Annotated in this window: 23 protein-coding genes; 12 read left to right on the plus strand and 11 right to left on the minus strand. The window is 34.4% G+C overall.

The window, feature by feature from the left end; translation table 11 throughout:
* On the minus strand, positions 1-257 hold a 257-nt coding region (locus tag T367_RS22240; protein ID WP_027420017.1), incomplete at its 3' end, for a transposase.
* Positions 258-322: 65 nt separating this feature from the next.
* On the opposite strand from T367_RS22240, the gene T367_RS0112110 reads away from it, so the two are divergent.
* Positions 323-817 carry a hypothetical protein gene (locus T367_RS0112110; protein WP_027420085.1) on the plus strand — a complete coding sequence of 165 codons (495 nt, stop codon included), beginning with the start codon at positions 323-325 and terminating at the stop codon, positions 815-817.
* A 153-nt stretch (positions 818-970) separates the two neighbouring features.
* Here T367_RS0112110 and T367_RS0112115 read toward each other — a convergent pair whose 3' ends face one another.
* Complete coding sequence (locus T367_RS0112115) at positions 971-2,260, minus strand: Kelch repeat-containing protein (RefSeq protein WP_027420086.1); 1,290 nt, start codon at positions 2,258-2,260, stop codon at positions 971-973.
* 10 nt (positions 2,261-2,270) lie between these two features.
* On the minus strand, positions 2,271-3,032 hold the full coding sequence (locus T367_RS0112120; protein ID WP_245593051.1) for a DUF2797 domain-containing protein: 762 nt from the start codon (positions 3,030-3,032) through the stop codon (positions 2,271-2,273).
* 161 nt (positions 3,033-3,193) lie between these two features.
* Between T367_RS0112120 and T367_RS0112125 the strand changes: the two genes are divergently transcribed.
* The 5 genes from T367_RS0112125 (at position 3,194) to T367_RS0112145 (ending at position 7,035) form a co-directional block, all read left to right on the plus strand.
* Complete coding sequence (locus T367_RS0112125; RefSeq protein WP_027420088.1) at positions 3,194-3,940, plus strand: MlaE family ABC transporter permease; 747 nt, start codon at positions 3,194-3,196, stop codon at positions 3,938-3,940.
* 1 nt (position 3,941) lies between these two features.
* The gene (locus T367_RS0112130; protein WP_027420089.1) at positions 3,942-4,703 is read left to right on the plus strand and encodes an ABC transporter ATP-binding protein; all 762 of its coding nucleotides are present in this window, start codon (positions 3,942-3,944) and stop codon (positions 4,701-4,703) included.
* Positions 4,704-4,713: 10 nt separating this feature from the next.
* Complete coding sequence (locus T367_RS0112135; protein ID WP_027420090.1) at positions 4,714-5,748, plus strand: hypothetical protein; 1,035 nt, start codon at positions 4,714-4,716, stop codon at positions 5,746-5,748.
* Entirely contained in the window at positions 5,748-6,356 is a 609-nt protein-coding gene (locus tag T367_RS22245; RefSeq protein WP_035843588.1) for a DUF1684 domain-containing protein, read from the plus strand. Before T367_RS0112135 ends, T367_RS22245 begins: the two co-directional genes overlap by 1 nt.
* 127 nt (positions 6,357-6,483) lie before the next feature.
* Positions 6,484-7,035, plus strand: coding sequence for a thioredoxin family protein (locus T367_RS0112145; protein WP_027420091.1), 552 nt, complete (start codon positions 6,484-6,486; stop codon positions 7,033-7,035).
* Positions 7,036-7,207: 172 nt separating this feature from the next.
* Here the strand turns inward: T367_RS0112145 and T367_RS0112150 are convergent, their stop codons facing one another.
* Positions 7,208-8,209, minus strand: coding sequence for an NAD(P)H-dependent glycerol-3-phosphate dehydrogenase (locus tag T367_RS0112150; RefSeq protein WP_027420092.1), 1,002 nt, complete (start codon positions 8,207-8,209; stop codon positions 7,208-7,210).
* 152 nt (positions 8,210-8,361) lie between these two features.
* Between T367_RS0112150 and T367_RS0112155 the strand changes: the two genes are divergently transcribed.
* Positions 8,362-10,734 carry a TonB-dependent receptor gene (locus T367_RS0112155; RefSeq protein ID WP_051568523.1) on the plus strand — a complete coding sequence of 791 codons (2,373 nt, stop codon included), beginning with the start codon at positions 8,362-8,364 and terminating at the stop codon, positions 10,732-10,734.
* A 65-nt stretch (positions 10,735-10,799) separates the two neighbouring features.
* Positions 10,800-11,645 (plus strand): class I SAM-dependent methyltransferase, encoded by an 846-nt coding sequence (locus tag T367_RS22250; protein WP_035843595.1) that lies wholly within the window; start codon positions 10,800-10,802, stop codon positions 11,643-11,645.
* Between the two features lie 71 nt (positions 11,646-11,716).
* Here the strand turns inward: T367_RS22250 and sufD are convergent, their stop codons facing one another.
* The 4 genes from sufD to T367_RS0112180 form a co-directional block, all read right to left on the minus strand.
* Positions 11,717-12,970 carry a Fe-S cluster assembly protein SufD gene (gene sufD / locus T367_RS0112165; protein ID WP_035843598.1) on the minus strand — a complete coding sequence of 418 codons (1,254 nt, stop codon included), beginning with the start codon at positions 12,968-12,970 and terminating at the stop codon, positions 11,717-11,719.
* Positions 12,970-13,740 (minus strand): Fe-S cluster assembly ATPase SufC, encoded by a 771-nt coding sequence (gene sufC, locus T367_RS0112170; RefSeq protein WP_027420095.1) that lies wholly within the window; start codon positions 13,738-13,740, stop codon positions 12,970-12,972. The genes sufD and sufC overlap by 1 nt, the downstream gene beginning before the upstream one ends.
* A gap of 63 nt (positions 13,741-13,803) precedes the next feature.
* Positions 13,804-15,246, minus strand: coding sequence for a Fe-S cluster assembly protein SufB (sufB, locus tag T367_RS0112175; RefSeq protein WP_027420096.1), 1,443 nt, complete (start codon positions 15,244-15,246; stop codon positions 13,804-13,806).
* 82 nt (positions 15,247-15,328) lie between these two features.
* A complete protein-coding gene (locus T367_RS0112180) occupies positions 15,329-15,652 on the minus strand; it encodes a HesB/IscA family protein (RefSeq protein WP_027420097.1) in 324 nt (107 codons plus the stop codon).
* Between the two features lie 271 nt (positions 15,653-15,923).
* Here T367_RS0112180 and T367_RS0112185 point away from each other — a divergent pair, with 271 nt between their 5' ends.
* The 4 genes from T367_RS0112185 to T367_RS0112200 all read left to right on the plus strand — a co-directional run bounded on the left by T367_RS0112185 (position 15,924) and on the right by T367_RS0112200 (position 20,400).
* On the plus strand, positions 15,924-16,589 hold the full coding sequence (locus tag T367_RS0112185; protein WP_027420098.1) for a succinate dehydrogenase cytochrome b subunit: 666 nt from the start codon (positions 15,924-15,926) through the stop codon (positions 16,587-16,589).
* A gap of 12 nt (positions 16,590-16,601) precedes the next feature.
* On the plus strand, positions 16,602-18,617 hold the full coding sequence (locus tag T367_RS0112190) for a fumarate reductase/succinate dehydrogenase flavoprotein subunit (RefSeq protein ID WP_027420099.1): 2,016 nt from the start codon (positions 16,602-16,604) through the stop codon (positions 18,615-18,617).
* A gap of 21 nt (positions 18,618-18,638) precedes the next feature.
* Positions 18,639-19,391: a succinate dehydrogenase/fumarate reductase iron-sulfur subunit gene (locus tag T367_RS0112195; protein WP_027420100.1), complete on the plus strand. Its 753-nt coding sequence runs from the start codon at positions 18,639-18,641 to the stop codon at positions 19,389-19,391.
* 67 nt (positions 19,392-19,458) lie between these two features.
* Positions 19,459-20,400 carry a glycosyltransferase gene (locus T367_RS0112200; RefSeq protein ID WP_027420101.1) on the plus strand — a complete coding sequence of 314 codons (942 nt, stop codon included), beginning with the start codon at positions 19,459-19,461 and terminating at the stop codon, positions 20,398-20,400.
* 19 nt (positions 20,401-20,419) lie between these two features.
* Here the strand turns inward: T367_RS0112200 and T367_RS0112205 are convergent, their stop codons facing one another.
* From T367_RS0112205 to T367_RS0112215, 3 genes are all read right to left on the minus strand, one after another.
* Entirely contained in the window at positions 20,420-21,313 is an 894-nt protein-coding gene (locus T367_RS0112205) for a hypothetical protein (RefSeq protein WP_027420102.1), read from the minus strand.
* Positions 21,314-21,519: 206 nt separating this feature from the next.
* Positions 21,520-22,092 carry a leucine-rich repeat domain-containing protein gene (locus T367_RS0112210; protein ID WP_027420103.1) on the minus strand — a complete coding sequence of 191 codons (573 nt, stop codon included), beginning with the start codon at positions 22,090-22,092 and terminating at the stop codon, positions 21,520-21,522.
* Positions 22,043-22,990, minus strand: a complete 948-nt coding sequence (locus T367_RS0112215) for a bifunctional riboflavin kinase/FAD synthetase (protein ID WP_027420104.1) — start codon at positions 22,988-22,990, stop codon at positions 22,043-22,045. The genes T367_RS0112210 and T367_RS0112215 overlap by 50 nt, the downstream gene beginning before the upstream one ends.
* Positions 22,991-23,142: the final 152 nt, after the last annotated feature.

The raw sequence follows: 23,142 nt of genomic DNA on the forward strand, positions 1-23,142 counted from the left end.
AACCGCATACTACAATGCTGAATAAGCTTCCTATCGCTGATAATATTCTCTAAATACCCCACCAAACACAACTTAAAAAATACAACGGGATCAATACTTTTTTGCCCACTTTCACCATAAAAAGGCTTGGTTAACTTATACAAGTAATTTAAGTCTAAAACCGACTTCAATTGTCTATAAAAGTTATGTTCAGGTACACGTTCACTCAGCAAAAACTGAGTAAATAACTTCTCTTGATATGTTTTTTTACCCTGCATACCTAAAAATACGAAATTCAGGCTTTTACTTAAAATCTAATTAATTATATTTATCAACAGATTAGTTGTGCAACAGGCACAAAATAGAAAGTGAACAAGCAGATTTAAATAAAAAAATAGTCGAAGCTTTTCAGAATAATTTTGACTTTTGTCCAACCTACTTTTTCTTTAGTGATTATTCTTCAAGTATTAGAAAGGGTGATTTTAACAATGTAGAGTTTCTTAACGAAAAGTTACTTCCTGACACAACTATATTGCTCAGTAATAGAAGTTTTTTGATCGCAGAGTTTGGGAGAATAGAACAAGATACAGCAAAATATTTTGATGGTTATTATTATACATCAGGAGATAATGGACTTGAGAGAAAGACAAGCTATTATGGTGGTCCAAATATGAGATTTGGCGCGTTGGTTATTAAAAACGACCAGTTTATGCAATTAAGACGACCATTCCCGTATTATGTTAGAACATTTGACTCATTACCAATTAAGCGAAGCCCCAAAAATGTTGTAAAAAGAATGAATAAGAAACTACAACGGTTTTATAAGAAGAATAAATAACTGGTACTAACCGCATATTTGAAATAGCCTAGGTCTCGTGCTTAGGAGATAGTTTATTGGTTGAAAAAGGATTGGAACGATTTTGAATTAGATAACTTAAAAATATGCGTGGGTTTTATCTATTAAAGTCTATGAAATTTACAGCAAGGACAACTATTCCAGATTTAATGGAGATTTGTGGTGTAAAATAGTGCGCGTTTTAAACTTTGCCTTAATAATTACCATTTGATTTCCCGTATCGGGCAAATTTCTTTCTTCTTCATCCAACTCCGCAATGCGCCGACCATCCAAACCAAATATCTCCACCGACATTAAATGTCCGTCATTCATTATTTGATTGTTGCTGATTTTTAATGATTCGTTTTGAACCGGATGATTAATTAATCCAACCACAGATTCAATGGATAAAAGATAGGATTTAGCAGAAACTTCTTGATCTACATGCATTCCACCAGCTATAATCCAACTTCGCGGTCCTATTTGAGCAACTCCCCTAAAATCCATTACGCCGTAGGGTGAACTTTCGGCGAGATACCAATCACCAACCCTTGTATTGTAACGGTTTATACTTGTTAAGGGGTCAACTCCTTCGCCTCCGTCATAAGCAATGCCATTGTAATTATATGAAATAGAAGATCCTCCAAGCCAATAAATCATATCATCTGCTGTTAAACAAGCCGACCGATATTTTCTTACTGGTCCATCTTCCAATTCCGACCAGGTGATGTCAGTTGGGTCGCTTGGGTTAATAATTCCTTTGCGTAATTTCTTTTGAGCGGGAAATGAAATGCCATTACTTGCTCCTCCATAATAAAATATGGTATCTCCAATGATTGTTCCAGAGCCTCCGAATACTTTATAAACATAAGTGTCAGGTGTCGTCGTTCCCATACTCCAATTGTCAAAGGAAGGATTGTAAATTTGAACATTTGGCACGTTACCGGTATTACTCCAGCCGGTAATCACATAGATTAAACTGTCTTTCCAAACGCATTGAACTTGGTCGTCAATCGGTACAGGAATATTTGCGCCATTTTCTAAGTAAGTATCTGTCGATGGATCGTATCGAATAACTTCGTTGGATGAGACTTCGGTACCATCTTCCAAAACAGTATATCCGCCAATGATGTAAATTTTATTTTTAACTGTACTTGCCGCGGATGCAATATTATTTGCGCTGAACGGAATCGGGTCTATTGCTGTCCAATTATTTGTAGAAACATTATATTTATAAGAACGATTAGTGATGCCTGATCCTAATTTAGTTGAATCGATTCCTCCGAAAGAATATACAAATGGTTCACCATCAATCAAAGCAGATTCTACAGCGTTATTACTTATTTTTATTGGTAAATCTGCCAAAGGTGTCCATGTCCACCCTGTTTGACTAATTGTTATCGTTGAAATTGAAAATAAACAAATTAAAAAGTAGATTTTTGACATGGTTCAGTTTTTAATAGTTGAGTTCAATATGATATCCTTCATGTTTCCGCATATTCAAAACACGATCGTTGTCTAATAATAAATATTGACCCTTAATTCCGTTTAAAATTCCTTCAATATGGTGTTGTTTATCAAAGCCAATACTTTTTACCTTAACCGGATATTGATTGACAGGATAATTAATCTGAATGATTTCGTCATCTTCCGACATATATTGAGCCAAATCGGCTGGTAACATTTCTTCAATGGCCCATTTTTCTTCTTCAAGATCATAGTCAGCAACTTCATTTTTTAACATCCTTCTCCAATTCGTTTTGTCTGAGAATTCTTGTTTTAATGCGACCTCAATTTCACCAGCCAATTGTCGGTAAGGCGTTTCGGCTACTCGAATCGCAAAAGATGCGCCTTGATCAATCCAACGAGTAGGTACTTGTGTTTGTCTTGTAACACCAATCTTTAAGCCTGAAGCTACAGCCAAATAAACAATATGAGGTTGTACGTGATTTTTTTGTTCCCATTCAACATCGCGTCCTTCACCTAAATGCCCGACACATAATTCGGGATTGATGATGCAAGGACTTGCCGATGGAGCACTTGTAAAACACGAATAACAGAATCCTTGAGCGAAAAGTTTTTTCATTTCGTTACAATTGGCACATTGCGTAACGGCTTCAAAATTTAAGCTGATTTTTTTTCCAATTAAATCATTCATGAAAATTTCTTCTGTATCGCCTAAAAAGTAATGCACATTTTCGGCTAACTCCGTTCTCATTTTTCGTATTCGTATATTCATTGTAAGTCGCTATAAATGGAATAATTTGTTGTTTTTATCTCTTCTTTGCGAAAGTATAAAAAAATAAGATTTAAATTCTTGTTAGTAAATCTTATTAAACCTTTGGGATGTGTAGCAATATTGATTATTTTAGCGGCTGAATGAATCTATTTGAACATATAGGACGATACTTTGTGATGCTCAAATCGGTATTTGCGCGCCCTGAAAAATGGAAAGACTTCAGTAAGAGGTTCTTTAGCGAGGTGAATGAAATTGTCATCAAATCGATTCCTTTGGTTGCATTCTTATCCTTTTTTATGGGTGCAGTTATTTCATTACAAACAGCAGCGAATATGAGTTCGCCATTATTACCTGATTATACAATTGGGTATATAACAAGACAATCAACGATTTTAGAATTTTCTCCTACTATTATATCATTAATTATTGCCGGTAAGGTCGGCTCTAATATCGCCTCAGAAATTGGCACCATGCGTGTGACCGAACAAATAGATGCCCTCGAAATTATGGGGGTCAACTCGATTGGCTATTTAATGCTGCCAAAAATATTAGCCACTTCAATCTTCTTTCCTTTCGTGATTGTAATCTCAATGGTATTGAGTATCGTCGGAGGTTGGGTAGCAGGTGTACAAAGTGGATTGTATTCTACTCAGGTTTATGTTTTAGGATTGCGTGCGTTTTGGGCAACAGATCAGTACTATTTGTATTATGCTTTATTAAAAACAATCATTTTCGCCTTCTTGATTACTTCTATTGCTAGCTATTATGGATATTATACTAAAGGTGGTGCTTTAGAAGTAGGTCGCTCTAGTACTAAAGCTGTTGTAGCTTCTTCTGTTGCCATATTATTAGCCAATTATGTATTAACTCAATTAATTTTAGGTTAAGATGATTGAGGTAAAAAATCTATCTAAGTCCTTTGGTGATACGCAAATATTATTTGACGTTTCAAGTAAGTTTGAAGCAGGTAGGGTGAATTTAATAATTGGTGCTTCAGGACAAGGTAAATCAGTTTTAACGAAGTGTATAGTAGGTTTACATGAACCTGACGAAGGTTCTGTAATTTATGATGGCCGTGACTTTTCTGCCATGGGTAGAAAAGATAGAATTGAAGTTAGAAAAGAAATAGGGATGCTTTTTCAAGGTAGTGCCCTGTTCGATTCAATGACCGTTGAAGAGAATGTTAGTTTTCCGCTGAAATTGTTTACCAAAATGTCTAAAGAAGAAATTCGTGATAGAGCAAATTTTTGTCTGAAAAGGGTAAATATTATTGATAAAAACGAATTGTTGCCAGCAGAGACAAGTGGTGGAATGCAAAAACGTATTGCTATAGCACGGGCAATTGCAATGAATCCGAAATATTTATTTTGTGACGAACCCAATTCAGGACTTGATCCAAAAACTTCTATCTTAATAGACAATTTAATCAAGGAAATCACGTATGAATATAATATGACTACGATTGTCATAACTCATGATATGAATTCTGTAATGGAGATCGGGGATCATATAATTTTTATCAATCAAGGTCGAAATTGGTGGGAAGGTGATAATAATGAGATTTTAAGAACAGAGAATAAAGAGGTGGTAGACTTTGTCTATGCATCATCTTTTATGAAGAATTTACGAGATAAAATGATCAACAATTAAACTATAAATTATGAGCGAAGAAGAAGAAGGAGGAAAAACCTTCATTAGTGCTGCAAACTCTGGAGGTAGTTCGTTACCACCAGTTCAAAGTGGCGAAACAAAAAAGAAAGATGGAATGTATATTTTCATCATTGTTCTCTTGTTGATTGGAGCAGGTATACTAGGTTATATGCTTTCAAGTAGTAACAAGAAAGTGAATGAGTGTTCTAACGCTAGAGCTGAATTAGAACAAGAGTTGTTCGGAATGAATGAGATGATGCAGTCAGAAGGATTGGCAATGGGGGATAATGTGCAGCAAAATTTGGAAAACATGTTAACCATGTATGGTCAAATGGAAGGTGATAATGCTGATATGAATGATAGTATTACTGCTCAAAAAGCGAAAATACAAGGATTGATTGATGAATTAGAAGCATCAAAAAAATCTGGTAAAATTTCAGCATCTCAAGTATATAAATTACGTAAGGAAACAGAAACTTTACGTTCAATTATGAAAGATTACATTCGTACAATTGATTCGTTAAATACAGCGAATGGTGTGTTAACTGAAAGTTTAAATTCGACTTTAATGAATTTAGATAATATGACGGCACAAAGAAATGAGATTCAGTCTAATAGAGATGAATTGGCGAACAAAGTAAGCGCAGGTTCTAAACTGACTGCTTTTGATTTCTTATCTGAAGGAATTCGTGAAAAAGGAACTGGATCATATAAAGAGAATAACCGTGCAAGTAGATGTACACATGTTCGTTCTTGTTTCACTTTAGGAGAAAATGCAATTGCTGAAGCAGGTAACAAAACTGTTTACATGCGTATTATCACACCTGGTGGATCAGTGTTGAGTTCTAGTAATTCTAATACACTTAAAACCGAAGGTGGTCAATCCTTATTGTATTCTGATAAGAAGGTTGTAAACTATCAAAACATGGCGGTTGATTTATGTATTTTCCATGAACTAACGGTTGAGTTAGAATCAGGGAATTATATAACAGAAATATACTGTGACGGTGTAAAAATTGGTACTGATAATTTCGTATTGAAATAGTGAAAATAATTATAGTTTTATTAATGAATCTGCTTGCCTACAATGTTGTAGCGCAAGCAGATTCTGTTTTATACCAATCCATTGTCGAATTTCAAAAGCAGGAAGATGCTTTTTATAAAGACAAAAAGACTCCTCCTTTATCAAAAAAGGAACGGAAACATTTTACAGGGCATAAGTTTTATCCGATTGATCTTGATTATGTCGTCGAAGCAAAATTGGAGTTGTTCGAAAAAGAAGACACTGTTGTAATGGCGACTTCTGCAGGGAAGGAGAAATTATATACTCCTTACGCTAAAGCGGTTTTTGAGATTCATGATACAGTTTGTGAATTGATCGTTTATCAAAGTCTAAGCCTGAGAAAATTAGAAGAATATAAAGACTATCTATTTCTTCCTTTTAGAGACTTAACATCCGGTAAAACTTCGTATGGCGGGGGTAAATATTTGGATTTGAAGATCTCAGATGGTGACACTGTAGTATTGAACTTCAATTTGGCGTATAACCCTTATTGTGCGTACACAACAGGTTATAGCTGTACCATTCCGCCTAAGGAAAATACATTGAAAATTGGTATATACGCTGGCCTAATGGCTCCAGAAGATCATTAGGAGGCATTCTTGGAAACCTAAAAATGTTCGATTCTAATTTTAACAATTCTATAACAGCTATTTAGCTGTAATTTTCGTTACTTTAGAAGAGTTATATTATTAGGATATATTGAAAAAATAAATTAAAATGAAAAAAGTATTTGGAATTGGAGCTGTAGTTTTCTTATTGATCTCAGCATTTACATATAGCAACGAATTTGTAGAGGTGACTGCTGGTGAGGAAATAAGTAATGGTTTAGAATGGCATACAGATTTGAAAAAAGCACATGATTTATCTCAGAAAACAGGTAAACCTATTTTTGGTTTCTTTACGGGTAGCGATTGGTGTGGCTGGTGTATTAAATTACAAAAAGAAGTTTTTGCAAAAGAAGATTTTGTTACTTGGGCGAATGATAAAGTAATTTTATTAGAGTTAGACTTTCCAAAACGTACTGCACAACCAGATGATCTAAAAATTCAGAATAGAAATTTACAACAAGCTTTAGGTGTAAGAGGTTATCCAACTGTTTGGTTGTTTAATTCATCTGTTAATGATAATGGTGTATTTAATATCGAACGAATTGGTAGTTTAGGTTACCCTTCTGGCGCGGTTAAAGGCAAGGAAGAAGAAAAATTTATTTCTTCAGCTAATATGTTATTGAAAAAATCAACAACTGCTTCAGCAACGTCTGCAAACTAAGTTATTTTAAAATAAAGTTTTATTGAATGTCTTGTCGCTTTGCGATGAGACATTTTTTTTGGTGCAACTTTTCAATTAGCACGCTTTATATGCAGTCATTCTGTATTGAATGTTGCGTGAATACAATTATTACTTGAATTAAGCTGCGAATTAATAGATAGGAGTGTGCTTATTAAGCCAACTTCTCGCTTAGGATTCTTATCTCAATAACAGGAGAAATACGCTCGTAAAGGATGTTGTTTACAGCTTCTAGAATAGGCATTTCAACACCATACTCTTTATTGATTTCTACTAAACATTTAGTCGCATAATATCCCTCAGCAATCATGTCCATTTCCATTTGTGCAATCTTAACAGAGTATCCTTTGCCAATCATATAACCAAAGGTTCTATTTCTAGAGAATTTCGAATAGGCTGTAACCAATAAATCTCCAAGATATGCAGACGATTTTACATCGCGGTGAATAGGATTAACTTCATCTACAAAGTTCTCAATTTCTTGAATAGCATTGGAGATTAATACGGATTGAAAATTATCACCATAACCTAGACCTGCACAAATTCCACTTGCAATGGAGTATACATTCTTTAATACAGCAGAATATTCAGTTCCAAAGATATCGTCAGATACCGTAGTTTTAATATAGCGAGACTCTAATCGCTCAGCTACATATTCAGCCATATCTTCGTCTTGTGAAGCTATCGTTAAATAAGATAGTCGCTCTAAAGCAACCTCTTCTGCGTGACATGGTCCACAAATGATTCCAATATTATCATAAGGCACATCAAGGTGATTATGATAAAATTGTCCAGGAATCTCGTTGATTTCTGGAATGATTCCTTTTACCGCTGAAAAGACATATTTGTCAACCAACAATTCTTTTGGAAATTTTTCGAATAATTCGTATAGGAAAGCAGACGGAGTAGCGATGATAATAATGTCAGATGGCTCAATTATTTCTTTGAGATCTGTACTTACATTAATTCGTTCTAAATCGAATTCTACTGCCTGCAAATATTTTGGATTGTGCCTATATTTTATAATATGTGCCGCTGAAGATTCGTTGTGCATCCACCAATTTACAACCTGTTTTTGACTGGTTAAAATTTTAACTAATGCTGTTGCCCAACTACCTCCTCCAATTACTGCTATTTTTTTATCTGTATCTGCCATGCTCGGTAAAACAAAAATATAAAATTATAGCAATAACTTAACTTCTATTTGTTTTATTCGTCATTCCTTTAACAATTTGTCACGTAGATTTTTGTCTGTTTTTTACCGGATATTATCATGGTTGTTTTAATTTAGAAATTTAACTTCGTAGCATGCAATTGATTATGATTCGAAAAATAGCTGCGCTTATTTTACTATTAACTTTTTCTTCCACTTTCTTATATGGTCAAGACCAGCAGGTGTATAAAGAGATTCGAGGGAAAATTACAGATAAAGAAACCTATCAACCTTTAATTGGTGTTAGGGTTGTACTGCTGGGTGTCGAACCTTTTAATGCGGCAGTGACTGATCTAGATGGTGCCTTTCGATTGACAAATGTTCCTTTGGGAAGACAGTCAATAGAAATTTCTTATATCGGTTATGAAAGTCAGGTAAAAAGTAATATTGATGTCGCTTCTAAGGATATTATTCTAACAATAGAGTTGGTGGAATCTGTGAGTATGATCAATGAAGTAACTGTTGAAGCGCGAAAAAAAGGGGAGGTCATTAATCAAATGGCGACGGTAAGCGCAAGAACGTTTTCTATTGAAGAATCAAACCGGTATGCTGGGAGTAAGAATGATGTGGCTCGAATGGCGCAAAATTTTGCAGGTGTTCAAGGTGCTGACGATTCAAGAAATGATATTGTAATTAGAGGAAATTCTCCTGCAGGTGTCTTATTTAGAATGGAAGGAATTGATATTCCGAATCCAAATCACTTTGCTCGATTTGGAACCTCTGGTGGACCAATTAGTATGTTGAACAATAATATGTTGTCGAATTCTGATTTTATGACGGGGGCTTTTCCTGCAGAATATGGAAATGCAATCGCAGGTGTATTCGATTTGAATATGCGCAAAGGAAACAATGAAGCACATGATTTTATGTTCCAGTTTGGATTTAATGGCGCAGAATTAATGGCTGAAGGACCTATTTCTAGGAAAAAAGGATCGTCTTATGTTGTCAATTACCGTTATTCAACGCTCGAATTGTTTAAATTGATGGGGATTAATTTTGGTTCGTCTGCAACACCGAATTATCAAGACGCTAGTTTTAAATTACATTTCCCTACCAAAAAAGGTTATACCTCTGTTTTTGGAATGGGTGGCGTAAGTGAAATTAATATTTTAGCTGAAAATGCCGATAGTTCTGATTTATTTGCGCTGGATTTTAGCAATACTAGATTTAAATCAAATGTCGGAATTGTTGGGTTGACACATAAAAGAAGGGTAGGGTCTAAGGCTTTTTTGAAGTTTTCAACTGGATTGCAATCAAGTCTGAATAATATTATGAATGATACAGTAGATGAAGCGTATCAAAATGCTTTCACAACCTACAATAGTAATTCAACCATTTCTAAACAGACCAACGATATATTCTATAACCATAAAATAAATGCAAGACATTTTTTTAAAATAGGATTCCATACAGATCTTTATCTTTTAAACTTAAATGATTCAGTCTATAATTCCGGAACGGATAGCTATATAAGTCTGCGCGATTTTAAAGGGAATACCTTCTTTTGGCAACCGTATTTTCAATATCAATTAAGGGCAAGTGATAAGATTAGAATTAACCTTGGTTTACATGCGCAATCTTTATCATTGAATGAAGATTTTATGCTGGAGCCACGTGCAGGTATGTCATGGGATATTACCAAGAAAGATCGTTTTAGTTTAGGATATGGTTTGCATAGTCAAATGCAACCAATCGAATTGTATTTCTATCAAAAAGCAGAGGGTGATGTAACGACAATGCCGAATAAGAATTTAGACTTCACAAAATCACATCACGCGGTTTTGGGATATCAGCATCGTTTTAACCTAGGAATTAATGCAAAGTTTGAAGCTTATTATCAATACTTGTACGATGTGCCGGTCGAACAAAATTCGAGTACTTATTCTATCTTGAATTTTGGGGCGGACTTTGCGAGCATCATTCCTGACAGTTTGCAGTCAACTGGAACAGGTGAGAATTTTGGGGTCGAATTAACGATAGAGAAATATTTGAAAAAAGGGTTTTATTTTCTGATTACAACGTCAATTTATGATTCTAAATATACAGCAAGTAATGGTGAAAGCTATAATACCGCATTCAACGGAAACTTTACTTTTAATACGTTGGCAGGCTACGAATTCCGTTTTAAGGACGGTAAAAATTCGGTGACTTTAGATGCGAAATTCACCCTAAATGGCGGTAAAAAGTTCACGCCAATTCTGCTTGAAGAAAGTAATTTAGCAAAAACAGAAATACGTGATTTTGAAAATGCTTATAGTGCAACTTATCCCAATTACATTCGTGGAGATTTTAGAATAGCCTTTAAAACCATTGGCAAGAAAATCACACAAGAATGGGCGGTGGATATGCAAAATATTACCAATTATAAAAATGTGTTTTACCAAGAATATAGTGTAGCGAGACAAAGTGTGAATACAATTTACCAAACAGGGTTTCTGCCAATTGCACAATATCGACTTTATTTTTAGGCTTATTATAATTGAATCTGTTCTTATTCTTTTATTAATAGCAGCCAAATAGCTATACTTGCAATATGGCTAGAATATTCACTTCCAACTGGAAAGATTACGAATTAATTGATGCGGGTAACGATCTGAAATTAGAACGTTGGGGGAAGATTATCACCATCCGGCCAGATAGAAATGCCTACTTCACACCGCAGTTATCAATGGGTGAGTGGAAGGAGAAAGCACATTTCGAATTCAAAGAAATTACACGGAACAAAGGCGAGTGGAAGGTTTTAAAAAACGATGTTCCACAAGAATGGCAATTGTCGTTTAAATCTTTGGTCTTCAATATAAAATTAACGCAGTTTAAACATGTTGGTTTATTTCCAGAGCAAGCTGTGAATTGGGAGTTTATTCAAGATAATTTAAAACCTGAGGGACGCTTTTTGAATCTGTTTGGTTATACTGGTGGCGCTTCAATTGCTGCAAGAGCTGTTGGGGCAGATGTCTTTCATTGTGATTCTGTAAAACAAATCAATGCATGGGCTAAAGAGAATATGGAATCGTCTAATTTAAATGACATTCACTGGGTACATGACGATGCTTTAAAATTTGCGCAACGTGAACTAAAAAGAGGAAATAAATATGATGGTATCATCATGGATCCTCCAGCATTTGGTTTAGGAGCAAAAAAGGAACGTTGGAAAATTGAAGATAAATTTGCGGAATTATTAGAGACGACGATGGGGTTGTTAAGTAATGATGGCTTCTTGATCGCAAATACCTATTCGCCTCGTTTAAAAGCCAAGCAAATCAATGAAATTGCCAAACAGTATACCGGTGGCAAACGGAAAGTTGAAGTGAATGTATTAGCGAACAAAACAACCTCAGGTAAGTTTATAGAATACGGAGATTTAACACGGATTTACTAAATTATTCTCAATAAAAAACCCGTAACTACTTATTCAAAGCAATTACGGGTCGTAAAATTTATCTTGTCAGACTAGAATGTCCAGCCGTGTTCTTTTTCTAATAATTGTTGAATCAATTCAGTGATTGTTTCATCTTCATAAGACTCAATTACTTCTCCAATAAAAGCGCTCACTAGAATACGTTTTGCGTTTTTCTTCGAAATACCTCTTGCTTGTAAATAGAACAAAGCATCTTCGTCTAATTGACCAGTAGTTGAACCATGCGAACATTTAACATCATCAGCATAGATCTCTAACTCTGGTTTAGAATTAATAGATGCGTGATCAGACAATAAAATATTGCCATTATTTTGGTAAGCATTGATAACTTGAGCGTCTTTTTGCACAACAACACGACCATTAAATACGCCTGTAGATTTACCATCTAAAACATATTTATAGTTCTCATTGCTATAACAATTCGGTACGCGGTGATCAACGAAAGTATGGTTGTCAACATGTTGATTGTTTTTACCAATCACTGCACCGTTCATATAAGTAGAACAGTTTTGACCATTTACCGCGATGTTGATATTGTTTCTAACCAATAAACCATTTAAAGTAACCGTATTAATTTTAAAAGTTGAATTGTCACCTTGCGCTATTTGTTCAGTGGCAACTTGTGTATTACTATCGTTGTCTGACTGAATTTTATGTATCGTAAAATGAGCATTATCTTCAACAATAACCTCAGTAACAAGGTTGTTGAAACAGTTCTCTCCTGATTCTCCTATTTGTGTAATAACAATAGAAGATTTTGAAGATTTACCAGCATGAATAAATAATCTATTATTTGCAAGTACAGCATCGCCATTACTCACATAGATCAATTGTAATTTCTTTTCAATTACAGCCTTATTGTCAATTGTGATTTCAATTCCTTCGTCAAAAAATGCTGTATTTAATTGCGTAAATACATCTTCGTTATTCAGGTTAGCATTAAAATCAGCAAGTTCAGATAAGCCTTCAGCATCTTTAAAGTCAATATTAAATTCCGAAGAATTAAATTGACTTAAGTCTAAACGAACCAAACCATTTTCAATCACAATAAATTGATCAGAAACGATATATTGCTCAATAGATAAATCACGAATGCTTTTTTCAGGTAAAGTATATTTTGAATTCGATATTTTACCGACTCTTGTATATTTCCAATATTCGTCTCTAGTTGTAGGGAAGTCAAGTTCAATTAACCGGTTGTAAGCGGCTAATTGCAGGCTATTTTCAGGGGTTGGAAAACCGTCCAGAAAACTTTGCATTTTTTCAGATAAAACGGTTGTCATCATTATAGTGCTTTTTCTTCAGTTAACCAATCATATCCTTTTTCTTCTAACTCTAAAGCTAGATTTTTGTCACCTGTTTTAACGATTTTTCCATCAGCTAAAACGTGAACAAAATCAGGAATGATATAATCTAATAAACGTTGGTAATGTGTAATTAAAACAACAGCATTATTTTCGTTCTTCAATTTATTTACACCTGCAGCAACAATTCTTAATGCATCAATATCTAAACCAGAATCAGTTTCATCTAAAAACGAAACTTTAGGTTCTAACATAGCCATCTGGAAGATTTCATTTCGTTTCTTCTCTCCACCAGAGAAACCTTCATTTACTGAACGAGAAGCCAATTTAGCATCCAATTCAACCAATTTAGATTTTTCTCTTACCATAGACATAAAGTCTTTTGCAGAAACTGGATCTTCTTTGCGGTATTCTTTAATTTCATTAATTGCTGTGCGCAAGAAATTGATATTTGAAACTCCTGGAATTTCAACTGGGTATTGAAAAGCAAGGAATAAACCTTCTTTTGCACGTTCGTCTGGATCTAATTCCAAAAGATCTTTACCGTCCATCTCAATTGAACCTTCAGTTACTTCATAACCATCTTTACCAGCAACAACTGATGCTAAAGTTGATTTACCAGCACCATTTGGTCCCATAATCGCATGGATTTCTCCGGCTCTTACTGTTAAGTTTAATCCTTTTAAGATTTGTTTTCCTTCGTCTTCAATCTCCGCATGAAGATTTTTAATATCTAATAATACTTTACTCATTTTATCTTATTTCTGCGCTAAATGCAATTATTAAATTAAATTTTTGGTTCACTTTAAGTTGGATTAACCAACACTGTTTTCAAGTGAAATAGCCAATAGTTTTTGTGCTTCAACAGCAAATTCCATCGGTAATTTATTAAGTACTTCTTTTACGTATCCGTTAACAATTAGTCCAATCGCTTTTTCTTCTGTTAAACCTCTTTGTTGACAGTAGAAAATTTGATCTTCACCAATTTTAGAAGTTGTTGCTTCGTGCTCTAACTTCGCTGAATTATTGTTGCATTCGATATATGGGAACGTATGTGCTCCACATCTATCCGACATCAATAAACTATCACATTGCGTGAAGTTTCTTGCATTGGTTGCGTTTTTACCAATGTGTATTAAACCTCTATATGAGTTTTGAGATACGCCAGCTGAAATACCTTTAGAAATCACAGTACTTTTCGTGTTTTTTCCAAGGTGAATCATCTTCGTTCCTGTATCTGCTTGTTGGTGATTATTGGTTACTGCAACAGAATAAAATTCACCAATTGAATTGTCTCCTTTTAATATACATGAAGGGTATTTCCATGTCACTGCAGAACCTGTTTCAACCTGTGTCCAAGAAATTTTAGAATTGGTTTGACAAATACCTCTTTTTGTTACAAAGTTGTAAATTCCACCTTTTCCGTCTTTGTCACCAGGGAACCAGTTTTGGACAGTTGAATATTTTATTTCTGCATCATCCAAAGCAATTAATTCAACAACTGCTGCGTGCAATTGATTCTCGTCTCGCTGTGGAGCGGTACAACCTTCAAGATACGATACATAACTACCTTTATCGGCAACCAATAATGTTCTTTCAAATTGACCAGTTCCTGCTTCGTTTATTCTAAAGTAAGTTGATAATTCCATCGGACATCTTACCCCTTTCGGGATATAACAGAATGAACCGTCAGAGAATACAGCTGAATTTAGAGCAGCATAAAAATTATCACTCGATGGAACAACTGTTCCTAAATACTTTTGAACCAATTCAGGGTGATCATGAACTGCTTCGCTAAACGAACAGAAAATAATTCCTAGCTCACCTAATTTTTCTTTGAACGAAGTAGCAACAGATACGGAGTCCATTACAAAATCAACCGCAACACCAGTTAATTTCTTTTGTTCATCCATAGAGATGCCCAACTTGTCCATGGTTGCTTTCATTTCCGGATCAACATCATCCCACGATTCGTACTGCTTTTTTGGAGCCGAAAAATAAGAGATGTCTTGAAATTTTGGTTTTTCATAATGAACATGTGCCCATTCGGGCTCTGTCATTTCTTCCCAAATTTTGAATGCCTTTAAACGGTAATCTAATAACCATTCTGGTTCATTCTTTTTAGCAGAAATGATACGAACAACTTCTTCACTTAAACCAACAGGTATCTTGTCAGATTCAATTTCTGAAACGAAACCAAACTTGTATTCCTGGTTTTTTAATTCTTCTGCTAATTCTTCTTCTGTATATCCAGCCATTTTATTCCTTAAATACTGTACAATTGATTAAACTATTTGTACTGTTTAATTTTTACTTTTAATTGAGTTTTATGAGACGTTGTTATAATGAAAAACTTTCACCACAACCGCATGTTCGGGTTGCATTAGGATTTGTAAAGACAAAACCTTTTCCGTTTAGGCCTCCACTATAATCTAAAGTTGTGCCTGCAAGATAAAGTACGCTCTTTTTATTCATTACTATTTTAATGCCGTTGTCTTCAAATTCCTTGTCGTCTTCATTAAGTGATGTGTCAAATTTTAATTGATACATTAAACCTGAACATCCACCACCTTCAACACCTACACGAATAAATTGACCGTCTATATTGTCTTCGCGCATCATTCTTAATGCGGTCTCTTTTGCTAAATCTGTTACTGCTATCATGACTTAATTGTTTAGAATTGTTATAAATAAGCTCAATTCATTGTGCAAAAATACCACTTTTAAGGTATAGCAGCAAAGAAAATCTTATAAATCTACACCTTAATTTTTCGACTTTGTATTTAACTTATTGTTTGACAATAAGATACTCGTTATCATTAATTTAGAACCATTCTAAACAGATGGTCTAATTGACATATAAAAACCAATTCATTGGGATATTTTAAAAACACGCCTAATTTTGTAAGACAAATTAGTATTAGATTCACATTATATGAAAACATCAATCGCAAGGAAAGTGCTAATGGCACTGTCGGGTTTTTTTCTCCTATTATTCTTATTGCAACATTTTGTCATCAACTTCTCGTCGGTAATCAGTGTCGAGGGTTTTAATAAGGTGTCTCACTTTATGGGAACCAATCCAATCATTCAATACGGTATTCAACCTATTTTACTTATTGGAGTTTTATTCCACTTAGGAATGGGTATTTATTTAGATGTGGCTAATAGAAAAGCTAGAAATGTGAAGTATGCCATGAATAAGCCAGGTGAGAATTCTAGCTGGTGGTCAAGAAATATGATCATTACTGGAATTACAATCATGTTGTTCTTAGGTCTTCACTTTTACGATTTTTGGTTTCCAGAAATTAATACCAAATTCATTTTAGGCGATATGTCGGGATTGAATGGACATGGTGAATTTAGATATTGGGAGGAGTTACATCATAAATTTGTAGATCCAATTAGAGTTGGTATTTACTGTTTATCATTTGTATTCTTAGCATTACATTTGTTACACGGATTTCAATCGGCATTTCAATCAGTTGGATTTAACCATACGAGATATACGCCGGTGATTAAAAAATTAGGAAATATTTATGCAATCTGTATTCCACTTGGGTTTATATTCATTGCAGTATATCATTACGTTTCACAATAATAATATTTTAAGATGTCAGTTTTAGATTCAAAAACACCAAAAGGCCCCATTAAAGATCAATGGACTAATCATAAGAACCACATCAATGTTGTGAACCCGGCAAATAAACGATCAATTGACGTGATTGTTGTTGGAACAGGTTTAGCAGGAGGTGCTGCGGCAGCTTCATTAGCAGAGATGGGCTATAAAGTAAAAGCATTTTGTTTTCAAGATTCTCCTCGTAGAGCGCATTCAATTGCGGCGCAAGGTGGTATTAATGCTGCAAAGAATTATCAAAATGACGGTGATTCAACTTATCGTTTATTCTATGATACTGTAAAAGGTGGAGATTATAGATCAAGAGAGTCGAATGTATATCGTTTAGCAGAAGTATCTGCGAATATAATTGACCAATGTGTTGCGCAAGGGGTTCCTTTTGCACGTGAGTATGGCGGTTTATTGGATAATAGATCATTCGGTGGTGTATTGGTTTCAAGAACTTTTTATGCTAAAGGTCAAACAGGACAACAATTATTATTAGGTGCTTATTCTGCCATGAACAGACAGATAGGTAAAGGTAAAATTGAAATGTTTAACCGTCATGAAATGCTAGATGTAGTAGTTGTTGATGGAAAAGCAAGAGGTATTATCGCAAGAGATCTTGTAACAGGTAAGTTAGAAAGACATGGAGCACATGCCGTTGTCGTTGCAACAGGTGGATATGGTAACGTATTCTTCTTGTCAACTAACGCAATGGGTTCTAATGCAACTGCTGCATGGAAGATTCACAAAAAAGGTGCATACTTCGCAAATCCTTGTTATACGCAAATTCACCCGACTTGTATTCCGCGTTCAGGTGATTATCAATCAAAATTAACCCTTATGTCCGAATCATTGAGAAATGATGGTAGAATTTGGGTTCCTAAAAATATAGCAGATGTTGAAGCAATTCGAGCTGGAAAGAAAAGTCCAACCGAATTGTCTGAAGATGAAAGAGATTATTATTTAGAAAGAAGATATCCTGCATTCGGTAACTTAGTACCGCGTGATGTTGCTTCAAGAGCGGCTAAAGAAAGATGTGATGCTGGTTATGGTGTAAATAAAACAGGTGAAGCTGTTTATTTAGATTTTAAATCAGCGATTGAACGTTATGGTAAAGAAGCTGCAACGGTTCATGGTGAAAAAAATGCATCGCATGAAAGGATTATAGAATTAGGAGCTGCTGTTATCAAATCAAAATACGGTAACCTGTTCCAAATGTATGAAAAGATTGTAGATCAAAATCCTTATAAAACACCAATGATGATTTACCCAGCGGTACATTATACAATGGGTGGTATTTGGGTTGATTACAACTTGATGACAACTATTCCTGGTTGCTATGCAGCTGGTGAAGCAAACTTCTCTGATCACGGAGCGAATAGATTAGGAGCTTCCGCTTTAATGCAAGGTTTAGCAGATGGATACTTCGTATTGCCTTATACAATGGGTGATTATTTAGCGGATGAAATTCGTACTGGTCCTATTGCAACTGATTCGAAAGAATTTGATGAAGCTGAAAAGAATGTAAGCGGAACAATTGAGCGATTGATGAATATTAAAGGAACTAAATCTGTGGATCATTTCCATAAAGAATTAGGGAAAGTAATGTGGAACAATGTGGGGATGGCACGTAATGCAAAGGGACTTGAAGAAGCGCAAGAGCAAATCCGTAAAATTAGAGAAGAGTTTTGGAAAGACGTTCGTATTCCTGGTGATATGAATGAATTGAATACTGAATTAGAAAAAGCAATTCGTGTAGCTGACTTCCTTGAATTAGGTGAGTTATTTGCTAAAGATGCTTTACACCGAAACGAATCATGTGGCGGACACTTTAGAGAAGAGTCAGTTGAAGTTGGTGGTGAGCAGTCAGGTGAAGCGAAACGTGATGATGAAAACTTTAAATACGTTGCAGCTTGGGAGTGGACAGGTGATCCAAAAACTTCTGTACTACACAAAGAGGAATTAGAGTTTAATGATATTGAATTGAAACAAAGATCTTATAAATAGAAAGCTATGTCAGAATTAGGAATGAACTTAACCTTAAAAATTTGGCGTCAAAAAGATGCTAAGGCTAAAGGTAAAATGGAGACTTATAAGGTGACAGAAATTTCTGAGCACATGTCTTTCTTAGAAATGTTGGATGTATTGAACGAACAATTGATCAATACTGGACAAGAACCTGTCGCTTTCGATCACGATTGTCGTGAAGGTATATGCGGTATGTGTTCTTTATACATTAATGGTGAAGCACACGGACCGGATAGAGGTGTTACAACTTGTCAATTACACATGAGAATGTTCTATAATAATGATACGATTTATATCGAGCCATTTAGAGCAAAAGCATTCCCAGTCGTGAAAGATTTAATTGTAGACAGATCTTCTTTTGATCGTATACAACATGCTGGTGGTTTTATCTCTGTAAATACTTCAGGAAATACGCAGGATGCAAATTCATTGCCTATTCCTAAATTAGATGCTGATAAAGCATTTGATGCGGCAACTTGTATTGGTTGTGGTGCATGTGTTGCGACTTGTAAAAATGCTTCAGCAATGTTGTATGTTTCTGCTAAAGTATCTCAATTTGCGTTATTGCCTCAAGGTAAAATTGAAGCGAAAGACCGTGTTCTAAACATGGTTGAACAAATGGATAAAGAAGGTTTTGGTAACTGTACAAATACAGGTGCTTGTGAGGTTGAATGTCCAAAAGGTATTTCTTTAGAGAATATCGCTAGAATGAATTCGGAATATTTAAAAGCTTCGCTTGTTAGAGAGAAGTAAAATATAAAAAAAATGACTTATTTTAGCCTATTCGATCTTTGTATCGAATAGGCTTTTTTTTGATAGTATGAATAATTTACCCAAACATCCAAATGAAATTAGAAATGCAACTGTTTTACTTTCTGCATTAGATTGGGGTTTTGGCCATGTTACAAGGCTTGTTTCCGTTATAAAAATTTTAAGAGAGCAGGATAATCACTTAATATTTGCTGGTAATACCGCACAAATAGAGTTTCTAAGGAAAGATTTTCCTTTTTTAGAAACTTATAATCTCGACGGCTACAACCTTGATCTAGATTCAAATAAATCTACGTATTGGCAAATTATTAAACAATCTTTTAAGTTTAGAGGCGCTATTAAGATGGAGCATCAATGGTTGGAAGATTTTATTGCTTTGCATCCTGTTGATTATACTATCTCCGATAACCGTTATGGTTTTTATCACGAAGATGTGAATAGCATTTTAATAACGCATCAATTGAATTTGCAATTGCCTTTTTTTGCGAATAGGGTTTCTAAAAGTATACGGAATTATATCAATAAATTTAATGTTTGCTGGATTCCAGACACAAGTGATAGAAAATTGTCGGGTCGTTTATCAAGAGGTAAGTTAAATATCCCAATGGCTTTTATAGGTCCTTTAAATCGTTTCAAAAACTTGAAAAGGGAGAAAAAATACGATCAATTAATTATTCTTTCCGGTCCAGAACCTGAACGAACGAATTTCAAGAATTATGCTTTGCAAGAATTGGAAAAATCGAATAAATCAACTTGCTTTGTTGGTGTTGAAGTTGCTGGTTATGATTCGGTTTTAAATCCTTCAACTTCCGAATTGGAAGAATTAATTGCAGCAAGTGATCTCGTAATTTCTCGTGCTGGCTACACAACCATTATGGAAATGGAAGGTTTACAACAAAAAGCAGAACTTTATCCTACCAAAGGCCAATTTGAACAAGAATATTTAGCGAAGACAGTTGTTTCGTCGGTTATTTCGTTTGAGAAAGTTTAGAAGTTTTTTAATAAGAATACTATTCCTTATAATGAATATAATTGTTCTCAGGATATGGTTTAAAATAATACGCCAGCTTCTTTACTTCCCATGAAATATTTGTAGTTCCATTTACTTCTGGATTATCTTGCCAATATCTGCGAGGTAACCAATTTTCACTTGGCTCTACAGTTTGTCCAGTTTTAAAAATATCCCATGTTGGTCTTGATATGTTTTTATAATGTTCACCAAATATTAATGGATTTGGATTTAAAGGGGTTAGGAGTGTAACTTGTCCCCCAGCTATAAGTTGCTCATCTTTAGCGCTGAAATATTTAACAACAAGAGCTGGGTAAGTTTTTCCATTCGAGATTATTTCTAATTTTTCACGTACATTAATTCCTGTTTGGTTCTCTAGGTCGAAAATCCAATTTTCGGTTGTTACTAAATTAAAATCCATGATTAACGTTGGGTTTTTATCGTTTAGACTTGAGTAGATGTATGATTGTTTTTTGTCAGCAATATAAACATAGAATTTATTAGTACTTGTCCATTCTTGTTTTCTTTGCCAGTCCTCCTTAATTTCGGTTGGTTGAACTGAATTATCGGAAATACTTCCTTTAACAATCCAGCTTTTTAGAATTGGATAAAAAGCTTCGTTATTATTTATTTGAGCTTGTCCCAATTTAAAACGAATATCCCATTTAAATTTTGAAGTTGGGCCTTCATATACAGGTGGTTCTTGGTATTCGCCCCCACCACCACGTGCAAAGTCTCTAATCAGAAAAGTATGAGACATACTAATTTCAGTCTCATACATGGCCGGATCAACTATTTCTTTTGATGTATCGTCTTCAACAATCTTTTCATCCTTGCGGCATGCAGAAATTAGAATGATTACTGAGAGGATGAATAGGTTTCTTTTCGCGCTCATAACTAGTTGGTTAGGTTGGTTATTGAAAAGAACGATAAAGTTTTTAATTTATTGTGTGTGCATTAATACATAAGGTAAATCAATTCGAACAAGAATATTTAGCGAAGACAGTTGTTTCGTCGGTTATTTCTTTCGAACAGGTTTAATTGATTGTTAAATTTTATTGAACGCCTTAGCGTTATTGATGTTCCTTTTGCGATTTATAATTAATACGCACAATTACAAGCCAAGTCGAATTCGAATGTGCACCAAGGCATGGCCGAATGCCATTTTTTTTGAAAGGCCTCATTATAATTATACCCGCGTAAGTCAAGGAATTTCAGCTTTTTTAGGTTGACTAAGTTTTCAGGTAAATCCTCAACAGGATTAAACCATAATTCTAAAATCTCCAGACTTTTTAACGAATCGATGTCCTCAGGTAAAGCAGCCAAATTATTTTTACCCATATAAATTTCTTTTAACTGCGTCATTTTTAATAACTCCACAGGGAAATCATAAAAATCATTCTTTGATAAATCGATGATCTCAAGCGCAGGAAAATAAAAGTAGGGAGGAAGGGATTTTAATTTGTTTTTAGTCAGCCTTAATTCTTTAAGTGAAGTAAATGCAAGAATTTCTAAAGGTATTTCAGTTAATTTATCTTTGCTCAGATCAAGAACAATAACAGAATCAGGATGTACATTTTTAGTTTCGTCTAACGATGTATAAACATGATTAGACTGCGTAAAACTATTTAAGCAAAGCCAAATTATTGAAAATGTCAATGCAATTTTCTTCATCCTTTTTTAATTGTGCTTTTAAATCATCAAGTGAACTAAATCTTTCCTCGTCTCTAACCCGATCAAATACCTTAACGTTTAAAGTCTCGCCGTAAATATCTTGATCAAAATTAAAGATATGAATTTCAATCCGATCTTCGCCTAATTCATTTATTGTTGGTCTAGTGCCAATATTCATCATACCGTTAAAAACATGATCACCAAATTTGACTTGTACAGCATAAACTCCCTTTTTAGGAATAAGTTGTAAATCGCTATTCGGTTCGATGTTTGCCGTAGGATAACCAATACCAGTACCAATTTTATCACCAGTAACAACTGTGCCAATGAATTCAAATGGTGAGCCTAAATAAGTATTTGCTGTTGTGATATCTCCGTCAGTAATGGCCGCTCTAATTTTAGTTGAACTTACATTGTGATCTAGTTTTTTAAAGGCTGGTATTTCTTGGACTTTAAAATCGTAAACATCACCGAGTTCTTTTAGCAAACTTAAATTACCTTGCCTATTTCTACCAAAATGATGATTATAGCCAATGGTCATCATTTTAATGCCAATCTTATTGACCAAAATATCTCTGACAAATTCGGTTGCAGTCAATCTAGAAAATTCTTTACTAAAAGGAAATAAGATTAAGTGATCAATACCACTAGCTGCTAATTTTTTTATTCTTTCCTCAATAGGTTGAATTAATTGCATGCCATGATCATCGGGATATAAAACCACACGAGGATGCGGGTGTAAAGTAAATAGAACAGTTTCACCATTCATCTCTTTAGCACTCTTTACCAAGAATTCAATAATTTTTTGATGTCCTAAATGAACACCATCGTAGGTGCCTAGTGTTAGAACAGCATTTTTTATGACCGGTAATTCCTCAACAGAATAGTAAACTTTCAATTCGTAATAAGTTTAAAAAAATAGATTGTTATAGTTCAAAATTAAATAAAATTCTTGCATCATTATTATTTGGAATGAAGAATAATAAAAAGTTTAATTTTTTTAAATAAAAATGATTGTTAATGAACTTGGGAAAATGTGGATAAAAATTC

The sequence above is a fragment of the Crocinitomix catalasitica ATCC 23190 genome, from assembly GCF_000621625.1.
GTDB lineage: Bacteria > Bacteroidota > Bacteroidia > Flavobacteriales_D > Crocinitomicaceae > Crocinitomix > Crocinitomix catalasitica.

What these genes read in the sequence shown, in the direction of transcription:
- T367_RS0112210 (WP_027420103.1), bottom strand. Translation starts at nt 22,092, where the DNA reads ATGAAGAAAATTGCATTGACATTTTCAATAATTTGGCTTTGCTTAAAT.
- T367_RS0112190 (WP_027420099.1), top strand. Translation starts at nt 16,602, where the DNA reads ATGTCAGTTTTAGATTCAAAAACACCAAAAGGCCCCATTAAAGATCAA.
- T367_RS0112155 (WP_051568523.1), top strand. Translation starts at nt 8,362, where the DNA reads ATGCAATTGATTATGATTCGAAAAATAGCTGCGCTTATTTTACTATTA.
- T367_RS0112195 (WP_027420100.1), top strand. Translation starts at nt 18,639, where the DNA reads ATGAACTTAACCTTAAAAATTTGGCGTCAAAAAGATGCTAAGGCTAAA.
- T367_RS0112125 (WP_027420088.1), top strand. Translation starts at nt 3,194, where the DNA reads ATGAATCTATTTGAACATATAGGACGATACTTTGTGATGCTCAAATCG.
- T367_RS0112135 (WP_027420090.1), top strand. Translation starts at nt 4,714, where the DNA reads ATGAGCGAAGAAGAAGAAGGAGGAAAAACCTTCATTAGTGCTGCAAAC.
- T367_RS22250 (WP_035843595.1), top strand. Translation starts at nt 10,800, where the DNA reads ATGGCTAGAATATTCACTTCCAACTGGAAAGATTACGAATTAATTGAT.
- sufB (WP_027420096.1), bottom strand. Translation starts at nt 15,246, where the DNA reads ATGGCTGGATATACAGAAGAAGAATTAGCAGAAGAATTAAAAAACCAG.
- sufC (WP_027420095.1), bottom strand. Translation starts at nt 13,740, where the DNA reads ATGAGTAAAGTATTATTAGATATTAAAAATCTTCATGCGGAGATTGAA.
- T367_RS0112115 (WP_027420086.1), bottom strand. Translation starts at nt 2,260, where the DNA reads ATGTCAAAAATCTACTTTTTAATTTGTTTATTTTCAATTTCAACGATA.
- sufD (WP_035843598.1), bottom strand. Translation starts at nt 12,970, where the DNA reads ATGATGACAACCGTTTTATCTGAAAAAATGCAAAGTTTTCTGGACGGT.
- T367_RS0112130 (WP_027420089.1), top strand. Translation starts at nt 3,942, where the DNA reads ATGATTGAGGTAAAAAATCTATCTAAGTCCTTTGGTGATACGCAAATA.
- T367_RS0112120 (WP_245593051.1), bottom strand. Translation starts at nt 3,032, where the DNA reads ATGAGAACGGAGTTAGCCGAAAATGTGCATTACTTTTTAGGCGATACA.
- T367_RS0112200 (WP_027420101.1), top strand. Translation starts at nt 19,459, where the DNA reads ATGAATAATTTACCCAAACATCCAAATGAAATTAGAAATGCAACTGTT.
- T367_RS0112185 (WP_027420098.1), top strand. Translation starts at nt 15,924, where the DNA reads ATGAAAACATCAATCGCAAGGAAAGTGCTAATGGCACTGTCGGGTTTT.
- T367_RS0112205 (WP_027420102.1), bottom strand. Translation starts at nt 21,313, where the DNA reads ATGAGCGCGAAAAGAAACCTATTCATCCTCTCAGTAATCATTCTAATT.
- T367_RS0112180 (WP_027420097.1), bottom strand. Translation starts at nt 15,652, where the DNA reads ATGATAGCAGTAACAGATTTAGCAAAAGAGACCGCATTAAGAATGATG.
- T367_RS0112150 (WP_027420092.1), bottom strand. Translation starts at nt 8,209, where the DNA reads ATGGCAGATACAGATAAAAAAATAGCAGTAATTGGAGGAGGTAGTTGG.
- T367_RS0112145 (WP_027420091.1), top strand. Translation starts at nt 6,484, where the DNA reads ATGAAAAAAGTATTTGGAATTGGAGCTGTAGTTTTCTTATTGATCTCA.